This is a genomic window from Desulfosoma caldarium (assembly GCF_003751385.1).
Taxonomy (GTDB): domain Bacteria; phylum Desulfobacterota; class Syntrophobacteria; order Syntrophobacterales; family DSM-9756; genus Desulfosoma; species Desulfosoma caldarium.
The window spans coordinates 43,768-62,455 of record NZ_RJVA01000015.1 but is presented as its reverse complement, the minus strand read 5'-3'; the positions used below and the strand labels follow the sequence as shown (position 1 = coordinate 62,455).

At 56.0% G+C, this 18,688-nt stretch carries 16 protein-coding genes; 9 read left to right on the top strand and 7 right to left on the bottom strand.

Going from position 1 to position 18,688, the window contains the following annotated elements:
* Positions 1-146 precede the first annotated feature (146 nt).
* Both EDC27_RS13840 and hutH read left to right on the top strand, forming a co-directional pair.
* Positions 147-1,238: a bile acid:sodium symporter gene (locus tag EDC27_RS13840; RefSeq protein WP_148045778.1), complete on the top strand. Its 1,092-nt coding sequence runs from the start codon at positions 147-149 to the stop codon at positions 1,236-1,238.
* A complete protein-coding gene (gene hutH, locus EDC27_RS13835) occupies positions 1,235-2,764 on the top strand; it encodes a histidine ammonia-lyase (RefSeq protein ID WP_123291229.1) in 1,530 nt (509 codons plus the stop codon). The genes EDC27_RS13840 and hutH overlap by 4 nt, the downstream gene beginning before the upstream one ends.
* A 200-nt stretch (positions 2,765-2,964) precedes the next feature.
* Here hutH and EDC27_RS13830 read toward each other — a convergent pair whose 3' ends face one another.
* Together EDC27_RS13830 and EDC27_RS13825 are read right to left on the bottom strand one after the other, a co-directional pair.
* The gene (locus tag EDC27_RS13830; RefSeq protein ID WP_123291228.1) at positions 2,965-3,864 is read right to left on the bottom strand and encodes a TIGR01777 family oxidoreductase; all 900 of its coding nucleotides are present in this window, start codon (positions 3,862-3,864) and stop codon (positions 2,965-2,967) included.
* Between the two features lie 166 nt (positions 3,865-4,030).
* On the bottom strand, positions 4,031-4,216 hold the full coding sequence (locus EDC27_RS13825) for a hypothetical protein (RefSeq protein ID WP_123291227.1): 186 nt from the start codon (positions 4,214-4,216) through the stop codon (positions 4,031-4,033).
* A gap of 583 nt (positions 4,217-4,799) precedes the next feature.
* Here EDC27_RS13825 and EDC27_RS13820 point away from each other — a divergent pair.
* From EDC27_RS13820 to EDC27_RS13805, 4 genes are read left to right on the top strand one after another with little or no spacing between them, the layout of a single operon-like run.
* A complete protein-coding gene (locus EDC27_RS13820) occupies positions 4,800-6,242 on the top strand; it encodes a TolC family protein (protein WP_123291226.1) in 1,443 nt (480 codons plus the stop codon).
* Complete coding sequence (locus EDC27_RS13815) at positions 6,232-7,371, top strand: efflux RND transporter periplasmic adaptor subunit (protein WP_123291225.1); 1,140 nt, start codon at positions 6,232-6,234, stop codon at positions 7,369-7,371. The genes EDC27_RS13820 and EDC27_RS13815 overlap by 11 nt, the downstream gene beginning before the upstream one ends.
* A 53-nt stretch (positions 7,372-7,424) precedes the next feature.
* Positions 7,425-10,559 (top strand): efflux RND transporter permease subunit, encoded by a 3,135-nt coding sequence (locus EDC27_RS13810; protein WP_123291224.1) that lies wholly within the window; start codon positions 7,425-7,427, stop codon positions 10,557-10,559.
* A 3-nt stretch (positions 10,560-10,562) separates the two neighbouring features.
* Complete coding sequence (locus EDC27_RS13805) at positions 10,563-10,865, top strand: PG0541 family transporter-associated protein (RefSeq protein ID WP_123291223.1); 303 nt, start codon at positions 10,563-10,565, stop codon at positions 10,863-10,865.
* Here the strand turns inward: EDC27_RS13805 and EDC27_RS13800 are convergent.
* Positions 10,862-11,500 (bottom strand): hypothetical protein, encoded by a 639-nt coding sequence (locus EDC27_RS13800; protein ID WP_123291222.1) that lies wholly within the window; start codon positions 11,498-11,500, stop codon positions 10,862-10,864. The two genes, EDC27_RS13805 and EDC27_RS13800, sit on opposite strands and share 4 nt — an antisense overlap.
* 84 nt (positions 11,501-11,584) lie before the next feature.
* On the opposite strand from EDC27_RS13800, the gene EDC27_RS13795 reads away from it, so the two are divergent.
* On the top strand, positions 11,585-12,217 hold the full coding sequence (locus EDC27_RS13795; protein WP_123291221.1) for a hypothetical protein: 633 nt from the start codon (positions 11,585-11,587) through the stop codon (positions 12,215-12,217).
* Between the two features lie 48 nt (positions 12,218-12,265).
* Here EDC27_RS13795 and EDC27_RS13790 read toward each other — a convergent pair whose 3' ends face one another.
* Genes EDC27_RS13790 through EDC27_RS13775 form a run of 4 tightly spaced genes read right to left on the bottom strand, consistent with a single transcriptional unit; the run spans position 12,266 to position 16,614 of the window.
* A complete protein-coding gene (locus EDC27_RS13790) occupies positions 12,266-13,741 on the bottom strand; it encodes a cryptochrome/DNA photolyase family protein (RefSeq protein ID WP_123291220.1) in 1,476 nt (491 codons plus the stop codon).
* A 47-nt stretch (positions 13,742-13,788) separates the two neighbouring features.
* On the bottom strand, positions 13,789-15,072 hold the full coding sequence (locus tag EDC27_RS13785) for a TRAP transporter large permease (protein ID WP_123291219.1): 1,284 nt from the start codon (positions 15,070-15,072) through the stop codon (positions 13,789-13,791).
* 15 nt (positions 15,073-15,087) lie between these two features.
* The gene (locus EDC27_RS13780; protein WP_123291218.1) at positions 15,088-15,567 is read right to left on the bottom strand and encodes a TRAP transporter small permease; all 480 of its coding nucleotides are present in this window, start codon (positions 15,565-15,567) and stop codon (positions 15,088-15,090) included.
* A gap of 27 nt (positions 15,568-15,594) precedes the next feature.
* Positions 15,595-16,614, bottom strand: coding sequence for a DctP family TRAP transporter solute-binding subunit (locus EDC27_RS13775; RefSeq protein WP_123291217.1), 1,020 nt, complete (start codon positions 16,612-16,614; stop codon positions 15,595-15,597).
* Positions 16,615-16,945: 331 nt separating this feature from the next.
* Between EDC27_RS13775 and EDC27_RS13770 the strand changes: the two genes are divergently transcribed.
* Positions 16,946-17,377, top strand: coding sequence for a pyridoxamine 5'-phosphate oxidase family protein (locus EDC27_RS13770; RefSeq protein ID WP_170161828.1), 432 nt, complete (start codon positions 16,946-16,948; stop codon positions 17,375-17,377).
* A 696-nt stretch (positions 17,378-18,073) separates the two neighbouring features.
* Positions 18,074-18,181, top strand: coding sequence for a hypothetical protein (locus EDC27_RS17105; protein WP_407923356.1), 108 nt, complete (start codon positions 18,074-18,076; stop codon positions 18,179-18,181).
* The last annotated feature ends 507 nt before the right edge of the window (positions 18,182-18,688 follow it).

Genomic DNA, 18,688 nt, shown 5'->3' with positions numbered 1-18,688 from the left:
GCGAAATACCCAGCTTCCATACTCAAACAAAGCATGAAATTCAAGCCTGGACTGTGGATTATGACTCGACTTATAGATGGAGCTCTTAAAGGACTCGGCCTAAGTGGTGTGAAAAGCCGCAGCGCGAAAAAAAGGAGGCGAATGGCGTGAGTCGGCGTGGTCCACGAAGGGTGCTGGCGTCTTTCTGGCGAAGTCACGGCTTTATGATAGGTCTTATGGTCGTCACAGCCCTGACTTTGGCGGACAGCGCCGAGATGAGTGTTCGATGGGGGCGTTGGCTAAAAACCCATCATGGTCCGGACGGCATTATCGCCGCCATTTTTTTCTTTTCTGGCATGACCTTGGAAAAAGAAAGCCTGTCTCAAGGCCTTGTGGACCTGAAGGCCATAGGAGGGGCCCTGTTCCTCATTTTTGTCCTCGCCCCTTTGTGGGCTTTGACTCTGGCGTACTGGCCCATGAGCCCGGGGCTTGTCGTTGGGCTTTTTCTCGTGGCGGCCATGCCCACTACCTTGAGCAGCGGCGTGGTCATGACGGGTGCTGCGGGCGGTAATACGGCCACGGCACTTTTGATCACCATCGTTTCCAATGCCATGGCCATTTTAGTTACGCCGCTGTTGCTTAAGTTTCTTTTGGGACAATCCGTGAAATCGACCACCGCGGTTTTGAACACGCCATCCCTTATGGCCACCTTGGCCCTTTTGGTCCTCACGCCTCTGGCCGTGGGGATGCGTCTGAGAAACCCCTGTTTGGCCCTGATGCGGCGGGTGCGATGCCCCCAACCCGGAACCCTCAACACCTTTCTCGTCATCGTCGTTGTCTGGCTAGGTGTGTGTGGGTCTCGACACACGATCCTTCAAGGCCTCAACCTTATGCCTCTTCTGTTGGCACTGGCCGTCGTGTTCCACGGCGGTCTTCTCGTCGGAGGCTTTTTTATCACGCGCCTCCTCGATCTCTCCGTGGGCCGCCGCGAAGCCGTGATCTTCATGGGAGGCCAAAAGACCCTGCCCCTTTCCGTGCTCATTCAAACGGCGGTGTTTCCTCAATACGGAGAAGCCTTGATTTTTTGTGTGGCCCATCATTTGGTGCATCTCATCATGGATGGCGGTGTGCTGAGCCTTCTCAAAAACGCACGGCTGTCCGCGAGCCATGGCATGGCACGGAGCGCAGAAGGGACGAGAAGGCTCGAGGAAGGGGATGCTGGGATGCGAACCAAAAGACATGAGAAAGGTTCACCATGACGATCTTTTTGGATCAAGAGGGTCTGAGCCTGGAACAGTTGGTGGCCGTGGCGCGGCGCCATGTACCGGTAGATTTCAGTGAGGCAGCGCGACATCGCCTTGCCAACGCCAGGGCGCTGGTGGATTCCTGGGTTGCCGAAGGCCGCGTCATTTACGGGGTGACCACGGGTTTTGGGGCTTTGAGCGATGTGGTGATTTCGGCGAAGGATGTGCGGACGTTGCAGCGCAACATTCTCATGAGCCATGCGGCGGGCGTGGGTCCGGAGCTAGCTCCCGAAGAAGTGCGGGCTCTGATGGCCTTGCGCCTGAAAGATTTTGCGTGCGGCCATTCCGGCATTCGCTTGGAAACAGCCCTTCGTCTGAGGGATTTTCTAAACGCTGATCTTCTCCCCATCATACCGGCAAAGGGTTCGGTGGGAGCCAGTGGCGACCTGGCCCCTATGGCCCACATGGCCCTGCCGCTCATCGGCATGGGAGAAGTGCTGTATCGTGGAAAAAGACTTTCGGGAGCCGAGGCGCTGCGGCGTATGGGTCTGAAACCCCTGGAACTGGAGGCCGGAGAGGGACTGGCTTTGGTCAACGGCACGCAGCTCATGACCGCCTTGGGAGCTTTGGCGGTGTATGACGCCGAGAACCTTTCCAAGACGGCCGACATTGCGGCGTCCATGAGTCTAGAGGTGCTCATGGGTAGCCGCATGGAATTCGACCCACGCATCCATCGCGTGCGGCCTCACCCCGGCCAGGCCAAGGCGGCGCACAATATGCGTCGCTTGACTCACGGGAGCGACATCATCTCGTCCCATAAGGACTGTTCTCGAGTTCAGGACGCCTACACTTTGCGATGTTCACCTCAGGTTCACGGCGCGACCAAAGACGCCATTGCCTACTGCCGACGGGTCATTGAACGGGAAATCAACGCGGCAACGAACAATCCTCTGATTTTCGCCGACAGCGGGGAATTTCTTCTGGGAGGCAATTTCCACGGGCAGCCTGTGGCCCTAGCCATGGACTTTCTGGCCATGGCACTGGCGGAATTGGGGAACATCTCGGAGCGGCGCATCGAACGATTGGTGAATCCTCACCTGAGCGGCCTGCCGGCGTTTTTGGTCTCTCAGGGAGGATTGCATTCAGGATTCATGATCGCGCAGTACACGGCGGCCGCCCTGGTTTCGGAAAACAAAACCCTGGCCCATCCCGCTTCGGTAGACTCCATCCCCACTTCCGCCAACAAGGAAGATCATGTGAGTATGGGAACCTTTGCGGCACGAAAATGCCGGGATGTGATGCGCAATGTGGAAACCGTGCTGGCCATAGAACTTCTGTGCGGCGCTCAGGCGCTGGATCTGTTCACGAACATGCGGCCCGGCGTAGGCACTCTGGCGGCCTATCGGCGAATTCGGCGCGACATTCCCCATTTGGATAAGGATCGCGTTCTGGCCTCAGACATTGAAGCCGCCGCGGCCCTCGTCCGCAGCCAAGACCTGGTGCGGGCCGTCGAAGCCGAAGTGGGGGTGCTTCACCCCTAGAGCATTGGGGTCACATCTTGAATCAATCCACAAGAGTTTCCTACTGCGCCGGACGCAGCCTCCTCGGCTGGGTGCCCGAAGGAGGTTTTTGTCGGAGTGTGGCCGGGTACTAGGCGGCTTCATGAATCCCGCTTTACCTTCAGCCTGCCTTCTCGAAGGCTCTTTTCCCGGCGCCCCGTCAAGAAATGAGGCGGTCGGTCTTAATCCTTAAGGATGTCCTTAAGAGCGTCCTCGATTGCGGGATAGCGAAAGACATACCCGTGGCGCAGAAGCACGCCGGGAAACACCCTTTGGCCTTCCAGAAGCACGGAACCGAATTCCCCAAGCGCCCATTTCAAGGCAAAGGCGGGCGTGCGAAGAAAACTGGGGCGATGGAGCAGTCTTCCCAACACCTGGGCCAGTGTCTCGTTGCGCACGGGATTTGGAGCGCAGAAATTCACGGGTCCTTCAATGGCCTCTTTTTCCATGACAAAAAACATGGCGCCGAGAAGGTCTTCCATGTGAATCCACGAAAACCATTGGCGTCCATCACCCAGAGGACCTCCCACGAACCGCTTGAAAGCCGGAATCATCTGTCCCAAGGCTCCACCCGTCTTGCCGAGCACAATGCCGAATCGACAGCACACAACGCGCACGCCTTTGGCGCGGGCTTTGAGAGCCTCCCCTTCCCAGTCCACGCACACGGAAGCCAAAAAATCGGATCCGGGGGGCTCTTCTTCTGTTAGACTGGCATCCCCCCTTGGGCCGTAATACCCCACGGCCGAGGTACTCAAAAGCGTCTTGGAAGACTCGCTGGGAATGGCCTGGACCAGGTTCTGGGTGGTCAGAATGCGGGATTGATAAATGATTTCTTTTGCTTTGGCCGTCCAGCGCCGAAAAATGGAGGCTCCGGCGAGATTGATTAAGACATCCTGATCGGCGACGGCTTCCTGCCATGAACCCGGTTGTGTGGTGTCCGCCGCGATGTAGGACACTTGGGACGGCATGGCACTCGGTCGAGGTCCATGGGCCACGCCCGTCACCTGATGCCCACGATGGACAAGTCGAACACACAGCTGGGTGCCCACAAAACCCGAAGCTCCGGTAATCAGAACCTTCATGGCCAGCTCCTCACTGTGTCGTCAGTTGTGCGATGGATGATGGCTCGATACGCTCGAAGCGCAGCATAACCCGGAAACCTCGGTATTCCAAGACAAACGCAAGATATGGGGCACAAAAAAACCCGCCCTAGCGAGGGCGGGTTTTTTTGTGTTGTCTATATTCATGTCATTGAAAATACGCGCATTTTTCACACGTAAAGCCGCTCCACATGCCCTTAGCGGCTTTGTCCAAACAATCGTCGTAATGCAGACAGTCAAAATTGCGCAGTCCTTTGCCTTCCTTGCACTTGACCGGATTGGGAATGGGCTGGGGCGTCGAAACAGCGCATCGTTGTGAAGACTGTCGCGTCATGGGAAACCTCCTGTGACACGTCATAAGAGTATCCAAAACCATTGTTTTGCAATTGAATGCCCAACCGAAGTCGCTTACCTGTCGGCGGAATGCTTGCACAACATACCCAAAAGCAAGAACCCCGCGGCGGCGATGGCCCAGCACACCACATCCATAAAATTCCTCCATGCTCACAAAAAAATTTGAGCCCTCTGCGAGGGCGAAGGTTGATAACTCAGTTCACATGAGAGGTCAAGAGCTTCTTGAAAATTGCGAGGAAACCCCGGAAAGTTATGCTTCATGCCGTGCCGTCCCACACCTATGCACATCGGTTTAGGCCACGACGCAAGAATGAAACTTCCTTACACAATGACCGCTCAATTCGTCAAAGAAAAAATGCCACCTCCATGCCTTGGCCCTCTGGCTTTTACCAGGTGTTGACGCCGCATGTAAAATGTTTCATGAAGCACGGGATCTTGGTACTGGGGCTTTCGATCCGCGAAACAGGGGCGCCCCAATGACTGCCCTTGGAGTGCGTCCAGAGGAAACGGAGCCAGGGCGCCTTGGTGTGAAGGGCATGTGGACAGGGTGACAGGGGAAAGAAATGATGATGAGTCTGAGCGGTGATGGAGTCCTTGTGGCTTTATCGGCGAGAGATGAAGCGAGTCCGAAAGGATGGGGAAAAGTCACCCAGTGGGGCCTTTGGTGGGGGTTTTGCCTCTTGTGGCTTGGAAGTTTTGCAGCGCTGGCTTTCGCCGCCGATACGGCCCCGGATGAAGTTTTGTCGGTGCAGGCGGCTGTGGACGAAGCGTTGGCCAACCATCATTTGATTCGAGAAGCTGAGGAGTTGGAAAAGGCGGCCATGAATGAAGAAAAGAGTGCCCAGGCCGCTTTGAAACCGTCCCTTACAGCTCACTACCAGTATATTCGTCTGGAAGACCATCCGTACGCCGTTTTCCGCACAAACCTTGGGGTGCAGCAAGTGGAGATGGGCCATCGAAGCACCTATACCTGGAACGTGACCCTGACCCAGCCCCTTTTTACCGGCTTTGCTCTTTCCACCAAGAAAAAGATTGCGGCCTTGGACGTGGCGGTGTCCCAGGTGCGCAGGGAGGCAGCGATTCTTGACGTCATCAAATACGTAAAAACGGCGTATTATCGAGTGCTTCTGGCGCAACGTCAGCTGGATGTGGCCAGAGAGGCACAGGAGCAGTTAAGGGCGCACCTTTTGGATGCGCAACGCTTCTACGAGCAGGGCCTCATTCCCTATAACGATGTGCTGAAATCCCAAGTGGCCTTGGCGCAAGCGCAGCAGGTGCATGTGCGTCGGCAAAAGGATCTCGAATTAGCTTCAGCGGATCTCAATCGCCTTTTGGGTCGTGATTTAGCCCGTCCCGTGCGGCTGGAAGAGGCCGAGCCCTTTGTGCCCCAGGCACTGTCCTTGGACGATCTCATGGCAGAAGCTTTACGTGCGCGGCCGGAACTGGCGATCTTGAGGCTTGAGGTCGGCAAGGCGAAAGAGGCGGTGCGGTTGGCGGCCAGCGACTTCTATCCCAAGGTGTTTGCCGTAGGCCTGTACGAGCGCACGGGCAAGGATCCTTTGGGGGAAGAGAACGACTATCGGAATCCGGATACCGCGGCCGTGGGCGTGCGCATGGATTGGTCCATCTTCGAATGGGGTCGAACCCAATCCCAAGTACGTCGCCAACGCCACAGGTTCAAGGCCCTTGAGGAAAGGTTGGCCGAGATTGAAAGCAGCGTTTTATTGGAGGTCAAAGCCGCGCTGGCGGATGTGCAGGTCGCGGAGGAAAATATCCTGACGGCGAAAAAGGCCTTGGAACAGGCCAAGGAAAACCTCAGAATCACCCGGCTTCAATACCAGCAGCAAGTCACCACTGTCACGGAAGTCCTCGATGCACGAACTTACCTCACGCAGGCGGAAAGTAATTTCTACGCAGCGCACTACGGTCGCCACATCGCTGTGGCGGAACTGGCGCGCGCCGTGGGCCGTCGAGACTTGAACAAAGGGGATTTGCATGGACGATAGATCGGCACATGGGCCCATGAGGCGAAACACGCAGCTCGTGGTTCTTGGAATCGCGGTGGCTTTCCTGATGCTGAGCGCCTTCAATGTGGTGCGGTGGCGCTCGCGCCCTCCGGAAACTCGGGATCTTGACCTCGTGGTGCCCGTGGCGGTTCGTTCCGTAAAGCTAGCCGCCGTGGAAGAATCCCTCAAAACCACCGGAGATCTTGTCCCTATGCGGGATGTGTACTTGTATCCCGCCGTGCCGGGCAAGAGAATCCAGCAGGTGTTTTTTGAACGGGGTCAGCCCGTTTCGCAAGGTGCTTTGGTGGTGCAGTTGGACGACGCGGAAGTGGTCGCACGGCTTCGACAGGCCAAAGCCGGTCTTCAAGCGGCGCGAATTCAGATGGCGTTGCTGGAAAAAGATAAAAAACGCCTTGAAAGCCTGTATCGTGAAAAAGCTGTCGCTAAACAACGGCTCGATCATATTCAAGCTGAGGCTCAAGCGGCACGAGCCCGCGTGGAGGAGGCCCAGGCGGCCTTGAAGGCTCTTGAGGAAATCCATGCCGATTTCTTTCTCCGTTCCCCCATTAGTGGAATCGTGGCAGAACGCTATTTGGATCCGGGAAACCTCACGGACACCCGAAAACCAATCGTGCGCATTACAGACGAAACGGTCTTAAAAGTTGTCTTTCACGTGCCCGAAAAGGATTTCGGATATATGCGGACGGGGATGAAAGGCCTGTGTCGTTTGGATGCCCATCCCGGCCGGACTTTTGAAGGCACGGTGGAGGTGCTCTCGCCCGTGCTGGACCCCCGAACACGCACAGCTTTGGCTGAACTGCACCTCCCCAACCCTGATATGGCCCTGCGCTCCGGAATGTTCGCCCACGTGACAGTCCCCCTCAGGACACGCGAGGCCCTCGTTGTGGACCGAGACGCCGTGGTGCGCCTTCCCGGCACGGGGCAACCTTACGTGTTTGTGGTGGAAGAGGGGAAGGCGCGGTTACGCAACGTGCGATTGGGCATAGAACAGGAAACCTTTGTGGAAGTCGTGGAAGGACTTGACTTGAAAGACCAGGCGATTGTGCGCGGCCAGAACCGGGTCGTGGACGGGTCGAGGGTGGAGGTGGTTGATACGGAGGCATCCTAAAGCCGGCTTCGCCGACGTGTGAAAAAATCTAGAAGCTATCGAGAGAGTGCATCATGCGACTTCCCGAATTCGCCGTGCGTCAGCCTGTGGCGACTCTGATGATCCTTTCCGCGGGCCTGTTGCTGGGGATCATGGCCTTGCTGCGCCTCAGCATTGATATGTTTCCGGACATCAGCCCACCGGTGGTTTCTATTCTGACCACGTGGCCGGGAGCTAGCGCTTCGGACGTGGAAACCGAGGTGACCAAAGTCATCGAAGACCAGGTGAACGCCGTCAGCAACCTGGACACTTTGACCTCCAAGTCCTTGGACAACCTTTCCTTAGTGATGTGCCGTTTCACCTGGGGGACCGACCTTTCCGTGGCGACCAACGATATTCGAGATTGGTTGGAAAGAGCCAAAAGAGACCTTCCTCCCGATGTGGAACCGCCCATGCTCTACAAGTTCAGCAGCGCCACGGCGCCCATCTTTTTTATCACCGTCACGGGCGAAACCAGCTGGCCTCGATTGTATCACCTGGTGGACAAGCGCATTTCCGATGAGCTCAAAAGGGTTCCTGGGGTGGGAGCCATTCAGCTCTACGGCGGGATGCGGCGCCGCATCAATGTCTACTTTGATCTGGAAAAGGTGGAAGGGTTTCGACTGTCTCTGGAACAAATCAATCGCGTGTTGGCGGCGGAAAACGTCAATATTCCGGCCGGTGCCATCAAAGCGGGCCAAAAGGAATACTTCGTGCGCGTGCCGGCTCGCTTTGCCGACGTTCGAGAAATGGAAGGCACAGTGGTGGGTTTTTATGAAGGCCGCCCCGTGTACCTGCGTGATATCGCCCGCGTCCAAGACGATTTCAAACCTATGGAACTTAACGGCTGGGGGGATGGCCAGCCCGCCATTGTGCTCATTTTACAAAAGCAGACGGGGGAAAACACCGTGGAGGTGTCCCGTCGAGTGCGCGCCAAAATCGAAGAGATTCAAAAGACGTTGCCAGCCGATGTGCGTATTCACATCGTCATGGAAATGGCCGAAAATATTTTGACCTCCATCAAGAACCTTCGCATCACACTCTTCTACGGCATCGCCCTGGTGGTACTGGTCACCGTGGTCTTTCTTCGTCAATTTCGTTCCGCTCTCATCATCGCTTTGACCATTCCCTTTTCCCTGATTCTTTCTTTTATCTTTTTGTTTTTATTCGGTTTTACGATTAACCTGATCTCCCTCATGTCTCTGGCCATTGCCTCCGGCATGGTGGTGGACAACGGCATTGTGGTGCTGGAAAATATCGTGCGGTACATGGAGCGGGGAAGTCGAAGAACGGCAGCGGCCATGTTTGGGGCCAGCGAAATGGGCTTGGCCATCACGGCGTCCACGCTGACCACAGTGGTGGTCTTTGTCCCGCTCATGTTTTTGACCGGTTTGGCCGGTATCCTATTCAAGCAGTTGGGGGTTACCGTCGTGATCACCCTTGGGGTTTCCCTGTTCACAGCGCTCACCCTGACTCCCATGTTGTGTTCCCAATGGCTACATCGACGGTATTTTTTGCCGGAACGCCACACGGGGCTGATGGAAAAGCTTTATCGTTGGAGCGAAGCCGCTTTCTTGAAAGTTGAACACAGCTATGAGGCCACACTGGAGTGGTGTCTTCGCCACGGCAAGACCACCTTGTTTTTAGCCTTTGCCCTTTTTGTAAGCAGCCTTTCTTTAATTCCCTTTCTTTCCACATCGTTTATGCCCGAAGTGGACAGCGGAGACATTTTGGTGGACTTCAGGCTTCCGGAAGGCACGCGCATTGAGGAGACCAATCGGGTGGTGGAAGCCATTCTGGAAAAGATCGACCGAGTGGTGAAGCCTGGGGAGTTTCGCCATTCCTATGCCTTTGCCGGGCAGTCCGAAGAAGGTATCGGCGTGGCCTTGGGTTTTGAAGAAGGTGCCAACGTGGGGTCCATTGGGTTTAAATTGGTGGATCGGGACCAGCGGGATCGCAGCGCCAAGGAGATTGCGGCCCTTTTGCGCGAGGAAGTGCAGAAGATTCCTGGCATCAGCCGCATCATGGTCACGGCCCAAGACCCCATCGCCCAGATCCTCAAGGGCCGTGGCAAACCCGTATCCTTGGAAATTCAGGGGGCGGACATGGATGTTTTGATGGATATGGCGCAGCGCGTAGAAAAAATGTTCTTATCCATGCCCGGCCTTGTGGACGTGGAAATCAGCCAAAAGCCGCCGCGCCCGGAATTGTGGATGATCATCGATCGAGAAAAGGCGGCGGCCTTGGGCCTTCGCGTGGCCCAGGTGGCCGCGGTGCTGAGAAACTACTTCTACGGCAAGGAAGCGAGTTTGTACCGGGATGCCGGGGACAGCTTTGATATCTTCACGCGGCTTGGAGAAGCGGACAAAAATCGGCTAGAAAACGTTTTGCGCTCGCCCGTACTGTTGCCAGACGGCCGAACAGTGCAACTCAAGAATTTCGTGACCCTGCGCGAAGGTTCTGGGCCTATTGAAATCGAACGCAAGAATCGCCAAAAGATTGTTAAGGTGGAAGCAGACCTTTTGGGACGATCCTTGGGATCGGCCAGCGCGGAGATTCGAAAGCGACTCGCGGCCATGGACATTCCGGAAGGGGTGAGCCTCGCTTTTGGAGGAGACGTGGAAGAGCAGCAAAAGGCCTTTCGTGAACTGACCACCCTCTTTGTCCTGGGCATCGTGTTGGTTTACATGGTGATGGCCTCCCTTTTCGGCAACCTTAGAGACCCTCTGATCATTATGTTTTCCGTGCCCTTTGCGGTGAGCGGCGTCTTGTATGCCTTTTACTTTACCGGAACCACCCTGGGTGTGGTGTCCTTCATGGGCGTCGTGATGTTGCTGGGTATTGTGGTCAACAACGCCATTGTCTTGCTGGATTACACGCACCTTTTGGAAAAAAGGGGTTTGAAACTCTTTGATGCCGTCGCCCAAGCGGGCCGAAACCGCCTTCGCCCGGTGCTCATGACCACGCTGACCACTTTTTTTGGCATGCTGCCCTTGGCCGTTTCCCGCAGCGTGGGCGCAGAAACCTGGAACCCCTTGGGGATCACCATGTTGGGAGGCCTCACCCTTTCCAGCTCGGTGACGCTCCTTGTGGTGCCCACGTTTTATTATCTGTTGGAAAAGCGGCGCCAGGCCGCCAAGGCATGGCAAACCGAAAGGGCCTCGAGGTGATCCATGGACATGTACTGGGTCTTTTACGATGCGGCCTACGACGAAGACGTCATGGAAACCCTGGAGGGATGTTGCGTCACCGGGTTTACCAAATGGGACCGGGTCTTGGGCAAAGGCCCCCACGCCGTGCCCAAGATGGACAATGCCGTGTGGCCCGGATACAACTGCGCCGTGGTGGTGGTCGCTCTCGACGAGGAGAGCGCCCATCTGAGAGCGTCTCTTCTGGAGCTGCGAAAGAAACTGGGAGGCCGTGGCATGGAAATCTTTCGCACCGGCGCAGAACGCATCGAAGATGAACAGGTCTAGGGCAGCTGCCGTTCTTGAATGCCGTTGGCATCCAGGTGAAGAAGGAAGAAGGGCGGTGCGGCGTCCTGGGACTGTTCGGCGCGTCGCCGAAGCAGATCTTCCATGAGCCTTTTCACCGTGTCAAGATCTTGCGCCGAGCCCGAAAGACGGCTCGCCTGCACTTCAAACCCCATGTGACGAGGAATGGCCAATGCGGACCCGAGGGGAATGCGTTCAATGGGTGCTTCATGGGATTCGGCACCTAGGAGCATCCAATGAGCGGACGGTGGATCGGATCGAAGGGAGATGCCGGCGAGCAGAATGTAGTAACGGTCCACGTCGGCACCGTCCGGTCTTGAAAAGGCTCCCAGCTCGTGCCGCAGGGACGCCACCTGGGCTCTGGCAAAAGGCAACGCCTTGGGAAAGATGCTTTCCACGTCCCAGAGCCCCTGGGAACGCACGACCCTGGCAAAGCGGTGGCTCAAGGCCAAGCCCAGTCCGGAACCTCCCGAGAGCATGAGAACGGATGGGGACAGGGAAACGATCTTACGCACCGTCTTACGTTCCCAACCGCCCTGGGTATCGGGACACAGGGCCAAGCTGTCTGTGGCCAAAAGGATGGTGTGGGGTGTCTGGTAGCCGAAAATCTGAGTCATGGAACGCTCCTCGTGAAGGAAGTGAGTGAAGGGCATCGGCCTCGCCCGTTGGTTTGTCCATAACATGATGGAGAAAGGAATGTCATGACTTTCGCGCAGAAAATGGCAGACAAGAACGTGGGCGAGCTGGTCCTGCAAGGCGGAGACGCTCTGGGAGCCCTCTTCCCCTGGTTCCAGTCGGGTCTGTGGGTCCTCGTTGAACCAAAGACCACCGTGGCCGATCTCCTGACACACCAGTGGGACCTGGACCTGGAAACCGTCGAAAAACACGTCGGCACCATTTTTTTGAACGGTATTCCTGTGGATGATGTGGGCTCGACCTTTTTGAGCGACGGGGATGTTCTGGCCCTTTCAGGTCCCATGCCGGGGTTGGCGGGAGCCATCCTTCGAAAAAATAGTCCTTTGGCCGGGCTGCGCCATGGTCAAAAACCTCGAATGGATGCGGCATCGGTTGATGAGGCGGCCCCGGTGCGCCTGCGCGTGAAACTCTTTAACCGTCTTATTGGCGAACTGGGGCCGATGCTGCTCCAAAAAGGGATTCTTCTGGAAAGGGACCAGGCCGTGCAATGCCTCAAAGACTGGAAGGTTTTGGAGAAGAAAAAACCCGAGCGATCCTGGCTGGACGGCAAAGAAGTGTCGTTCATGAGTTTAGATTTCCATCGGCTGAGCGCCTGGGATTTTGTGGCGTTTCGAGTGGTCGAAAATGAACATATCTGAGGGGTGGTGAGCATCCCAAGCCAAAAGAAAAAAGCTAGCGCGGGCGCCTCAGGTTTTTCCGTATGTGGAAAGGTAGTCTTCCAGGTGAATTTTTCGCGCAGTGTTTTTTGACGACATGTAACGGACCTTTCCAAATACACTCCGTTCGGGTCCCCAGGGTCTGTCGTAGCGCCCAAGAACCCAAAAAATGCCCGTGTAAGAATTGGGATCGCGGCCATCCAGAGCGTACTTGTTGTTGAGTTCGATCATGAATTGCAGCGCTTCCTGTGGCGTTCGGGTCCAGTGCAGGATTTTTTTTCCCCATAGCATGCGAAGGTAATTATGGATACGACCCTCTGAGAGCAGCTCCCTTTGGGCGGCGTTCCACAAGGGGTCATGGGTTTCGGCCTTTTCAAAATCCTTCAAGGAATACACGTAAGGCCTGGCATCGGCGGCGTGCCTTTCCAGGGTTTCTTGAGCCCATGAGGGCAAAGATTCATAGGCATCGTTGTCGGTGGTGTATCGGCACATGTTGAAGCCCAACTCCCGCCATGTAACTAACTGGTCCAAAAACGCTTCGGCCCCTTCGTTCATACCCCACCATCCCGAACGAGATCCTGTCGCCTTGGTGGCCAACTTCTCTATAGTCCAAGCCTCATGACGACAGACAGCGTTAAAGATTTCGTGGGCACTCACATGCCCGAAATGCAAGTAAGGCGAAAGGCCGCTGGTGGCGTCTTCGTCGGGATGGTTGCGGTCCTGGGCATAGCGGGAAAGGTTTCGCGCGATAAAATGCTCCAGCCGTCGGCGCCCCGGAGTGGAACCTCCGAGCGTCGCACAGATGCCCACTTGGTGATCGATCGGCAGTGTCGAGACCAAATCTTCGGGGTGTGCAAGATGCTTTTCAGTGCATGGAGGCCATCTGGAAAACAAGCTGTCAAGATCTAGGGTGGATTGGAGTGGGGGCAAAAGGTCCAGGGGATTTTCCAGTGGCCTCTGTTCCAGATAATTCGGAAGTGTGTGCTGAAGATATCTTCGAAAGGCATAGGCGGAAGAAAACGCCTTGCCCGGGCTCATCATGGGAAGAAGGCCGTTGCTGTCCACTTTTTCTAATAGCACCGGAAGTTTCCGACCGGCAGCCGCAATCATGGAAGGCAAGAAAAAGGCGGGAAAATCGTCCGTGACCACGACACAGCACATCTGCCCCAGAGCGCTCAGCAAGCCCTTACCCTCCCCAATGGATCGTTCCACGTAAGCATAATAAGTGGCGGGTGTGGCGCGGCACAGGGCCTCGTTTTCCCTCATCCCCTGCAGAACAAACGCATGAAAGCGATCACTGGCCCAAGGGTAATCCAGACGCAAGGCTTCGAGAATGAGCAGAGGCTTTTTGAGTTCCAGGGCCCATTGAACGGCCCGATCCAGAGCGAAATTCCATGACAAGCGCCGGTACGCCGTCATCCAGTAAAGGACGAAAGCCCCCTGTGGGTTCACGGCTTGGGAATTGACCGCTTGAAGGCGTTCTTGAGGTACGAAAAGATCGTCCATAGGGCAAGACTTTCGAAAACCTTATGGTGGCCGCCACACACAGCGAATCAGTAAAGTCCCCACAGTCGCGGCAGCCACAGGCTCAGGGCTGGAAACAGGGCTACAAGAAAAAGCGCCACGGCCATGGCCGCTACGAAGGGGAGGGTGGCTACAGAGGTTTTTTCTAGGGAAATGCCGGCCAAATTCGTGGTCACGTACAGGTTGACGGCGACAGGAGGCGTAAACTGTCCGATGGCCAAATTCAACGTCATGAGCACGCCGAACCACAGAGGATCCCAACCGAAATGGGTCATGATGGGCATCAAAATGGGCAGGAACACATAGTAGATGGAAATGGCGTCCAAAAGCATACCGGCAACAAGGATGACGACATTGACCAGGACCAAAACCACGGCGGGATGGGAGGATATGGACAGCAGGGAATCAGCGATTTTTTCCATGACTCCAAGGGTCGCTCCCGCCCAGCTATAGAGGCCGGCCAGGGCCACAATGAGCAGCACCACGGCCGAAGACACGGCGGCATCCACAAGAATTTGGTAGAAGCTTTTAAGGTTGAGGGTCCTGTAGACCACGAAACCCAAGAAGATACCGTAAAAGACGGCCACAATGGCGGCTTCCGTGGCGGTAAAGATGCCCCCGTAAATGCCCCCGAGAATCACCAATGGGGCGAGCAATCCCCAAAAGGCGTCTTTGAAGGCCACGACCAGTTCCCTGGTGGTGCCGCGACGCTCGCCCATGTAGCCGCGATGCTTGGAAATCCAATAGGCGGGGACGATCAGGGAAAGACCGGCGAGAATCCCAGGGAAAATGCCTGCCGCAAAGAGGGCCGGCACCGACGTCGTGGTGATGACACCATATAGGATAAAGGCAATGCTGGGAGGGACCACAATGGCCGTGGACCCCCCGGCGGCGATGAGCGCTGCGCTGAATTCTCGAGCGTAATTTTTTCGAGCCATGGCGGGTATGAGCACGGCGCCCATGGCGGCGGCATCGGCGGGGCCGGACCCGCTGATCCCCCCGAAAAACACGCACACCAGAACCGCCACGATGGCCAAGCCGCCGGGAAGAGACCCCACGAGCAGACTGGCCAAATGGACCAGACGTTGCGACACGCCGCAGCGCTCAAGAATCATGCCAGCCAAGATAAAGAAAGGAATGGCCAGCAGCGGATACTTGGCAATGCCGGCGTAAAAGTTGGAAGAAACCACCGGAATGCCCAACTGGAAATGCCAAATCATAAAGATGGCCACGCTGCCTAAGGCGACCGCAATGGGAATGCCAAGAAAGAGCAGCACCAAGAAAGCGAAAAAAAGCCAAAACGCCGGGTCCATGAGGCTTCTTTCGTCCTATTCGTGCTCGTGCCAGAGGACACGGGTCCGTTCAAAAGCCCTCAGGATAATGAGCAGACTTCCCAGCGGGACCGCCAGGGTATAGGCCCATTGAGGCACCTGAAGGGCTTCGGACAAGGTGGACAGGGCCATTTCATCGCGCATTTGAACGATGCCATAGTAGGCCAGGGTCCCGAACACGAAAACGATGAGGGACATGGAAAGCAGGAGCACCGCACGCCGAAGCGAAAGGGGAAGGCGAACGAACACAAAATGCAGCCCCAGATGCAAGCCCTTGCGAAACGCTGCGGCCCCGCCGAAAACCGTCAGATACACCAACGCGCTCACCTCCACCTCTTCCACAAAGGCAAAGGAATAGTTGGTGCCATAGCGAATGCCCACGTTGACAAAGGCAACGAGCGCCATGACGAGAAGGAGCAGGGCGCACACAGCCTCTTCAAAATGATCTCGAAGCCATAGAATCCATGCCCGAGGCATTGAACCATGCCTTCTCAATCCAAAGGCCTATCGCCCGAGAAGCTTTTCGGCCTGAGTTACCAGGTCGGCCCCGATTTTTTCCTTCCAGTCGTTGTAAACGGCCTGCGTCTTCTCACGAAAGGCGGCGCGCATCTGCGGTGTGAACACCGTGACCTCCATGCCGTTTTGGCGCAAGGTATCTAAAGCGCTCATGTCACCTTGCAGCCCTTGGCGTGCCTGCTGAATTTCCCAGGCGCAGGCATCCACAGCGGCTTGCTTCAGAATGGCTTGGTCTTCGGGACTAAAGGTTTTCCAGGTCTTTTGGCTTGCTCCAAGAATAAGCGGGTCGATGGCGTAGTGCCAAATGCTAATGTATTTGTGCACCTGCCAGAGCTGATACGGAATGATCACCGCATTGACCGGGTTTTCCTGACCGTCCACGGTACCCTGTTGAAAAGCGGTTTGGGCTTCACCCCAGTTCATGTTGATGGGATTGGCTTCCAAGGCTCGAAAGGTATCGATAAAAATGGGGGAACCCACCACACGCACCTTCAGGCCTTTTATGGCCTCGGGCGAATCCACAGCCCGCACGCGATTGGTCAATTCCCGGAAACCGTTCTCTCCCCATGCCAAAGGCACCACACCGCGCTCTTCAATCTGGCGGAACAACTCCATGCCCGGTGCGCCGTTTTTCACGGCATCGAGCTGCTCATAGGATTCAAAGAAGAACGGCAGAGCAAACAGGTTCAGGGACGGCACCTGAGGTGACCAGTTGATGGTGGATGCGAGGGCGAAATCGATGACCCCTTGGCGCATGAGCATAAATTCATTGGTTTGTTTTCCGGCAAAGAGTTGCCCTGCAAAGTAACACTTGATGTTGATGCGTCCTTGCGTCCTTTCCCGCACCAGGTCGGCGAATTTTTGGGCCCCTTCGCCCCACGGCCCTTTGGGGCCCACGACGATGCTCATTTTGTACTCGTCCTTGTAGGTTCCGGCCATGGTCCAGCCAGGAGCCATCACCAGGACGGTCAAGACCGCTACAATCGCCCACCAACCACGTCCTCTCATGATCGCCCTCCTTCTGTCCTCTAAAGTTTTTGAGTTCTCGGCGGCGCCTTCGTGCCGCCCCTTTTCACGCCAGTGCTGCAGAAAAGACGCTCTTGCCATAGGTGCCCTGATCAAGGAAGATTGTCAACACCGTCGTCAAGGCTTTCTCTGATCATAGCATTCCGACATGCGATGCTCTGAGGTCCATGGCGACGTACATGAAGGTCCAGGGTCCGCGGTCTGGTGTGCGCTCTCCGGATGTGGACAAGAAACGGCCAGGCGGCTTGTCAGATCCCATGCGACGCCACGCGACGCACGGGCGTGCGCTGGAAAAAAGGAGGAATCAGGTGCCATGCTAAAGAAAATGATCGATTTGCTCACGTCTCACGATATGTGCGTTTTGGCGACCTGCCGAGATCACAAGCCCCATTGTTCGCTCATGGCCTACGTGACCGATGAACAGGGCCTTATCGTGTACATGGCCACACGGCAAGACACCACCAAGTTTCAAAACATCAGGGAAAACGGGCAGGTGAGCCTGCTTGTGGACACGCGTCAAGATGATGCGGATCGCGCCTCCGTTCGAGCCCTGACCGTGGAGGGGTGGGCCGCACCCTTAACGGATGCCGTCCGAGAGCTTGAGGTGCGGCGGCGTTTTCAAGAGCGGCACCCTCAGATTCACAGCCTACTCAATCACCCCCAGTCGACCTTTATCGAGGTGAGGGTGCGGTCTTTTCTCTTGCTGGAAGGACCGGAAAAGGCCACCCACATGATGGTCAAATGATCGCACAAGTTTCCCGGTCCTTAGCGGGATAACAAGAAGGGCAAAGGCTGCAGCCAAAGCGTTGAGCCCATCCATACCGGCGTCGCAATGGGTCCCATTGTCTCACGGGAGCTTCATAAATGGCCTTTTCACTTTGCAGAAGCGGTGCTCGCCGCGACACGATGACCCGAAAGACCATGATCGCGGGACGATCAAAAACATCGCGCCGTTCGGCCATTGTACAATGCTGAAGTCACATTGTGTGCCGGTCCAAAGATTTTCGCGAGGATGTGGTCTCTTCGATACCACGGACGGTCCCTCACTCTCGTGAGGACAGTTCCTTGTGTGCGCCCGATATTTCCGACCTAATTTGAGCGATTCCGGCGCAAGACAGAGCTGACGATCGTCTCCCTGACCATCGAAGCGTCGATTTTGGCACGCCGATGGCCATCTTTTAGGTACTGACTGTGACTTTTTTGCGGATGAGCGCTGATGTTTCGTGTATCGTCAAATTTACGTCATTTTGTTTTAGTGGGTGATGACGCGCCGCTCGTCTTTATCAGTGGAGCTGATGGTAAAGCGGCTTAGATGTTTACGCAGGCTCATGAGCTGGTACACGTTTAGCTCGGCAGCAGTACTGCACTAGACCTACATACCTTGCAGGCTACCAAAGAGAAAATTGAGCAAGCGTGCAGCCGCATCGTTGCCGAATTTCTCGTGCCCGATGATGAGATAAACAAGTTCTGGAAACCCGCCTCCCTTGACCACGGCCCCTTCCAGGCGATTGCCCGGCATTTTAAGGTCAGCGAAGGGCTGAATGGATAAATGCGGTCAGATGACGCCGGAAAAATTGCGCGCGAGGAGTGGTTCGCCTCGGCGTCTACCCGCACATCACTACGGTTGGACGAACACGAATTTGTGGGCATGCCCAATCATGCGCACGGCATCACTTGGATTGCGAATACCGTCGGGGTGACCCGGGGGGCGCCCCGACGAGGCCACCAAACGGTCCGGCGTCCCATTCCATTGACGTAAACATCGGTCAATTCAAATGCGTGACCACAAAACGCATCAATGCCGTCCAATCATGCTGTGCCTTTTTGTCGTGGGTGTGGCACGCGTCATTGTGATGCTTCTACCTTTTGGGTTGCTGTTGCGCGGTATGGGATGCGCCCGATCTGGCTACAATCCCACCTCAATAGTCCATGAGGTGAGATTTTCTTGCGCTTAAATCGCTCGCTTTAGGTCCGAATAACAAGAACGCCCGCACGGAATGTGCGCGCCTTGACGCGGTTTCTCAAAAAAACTGAACTTTCAAACGATCTGGGCCTG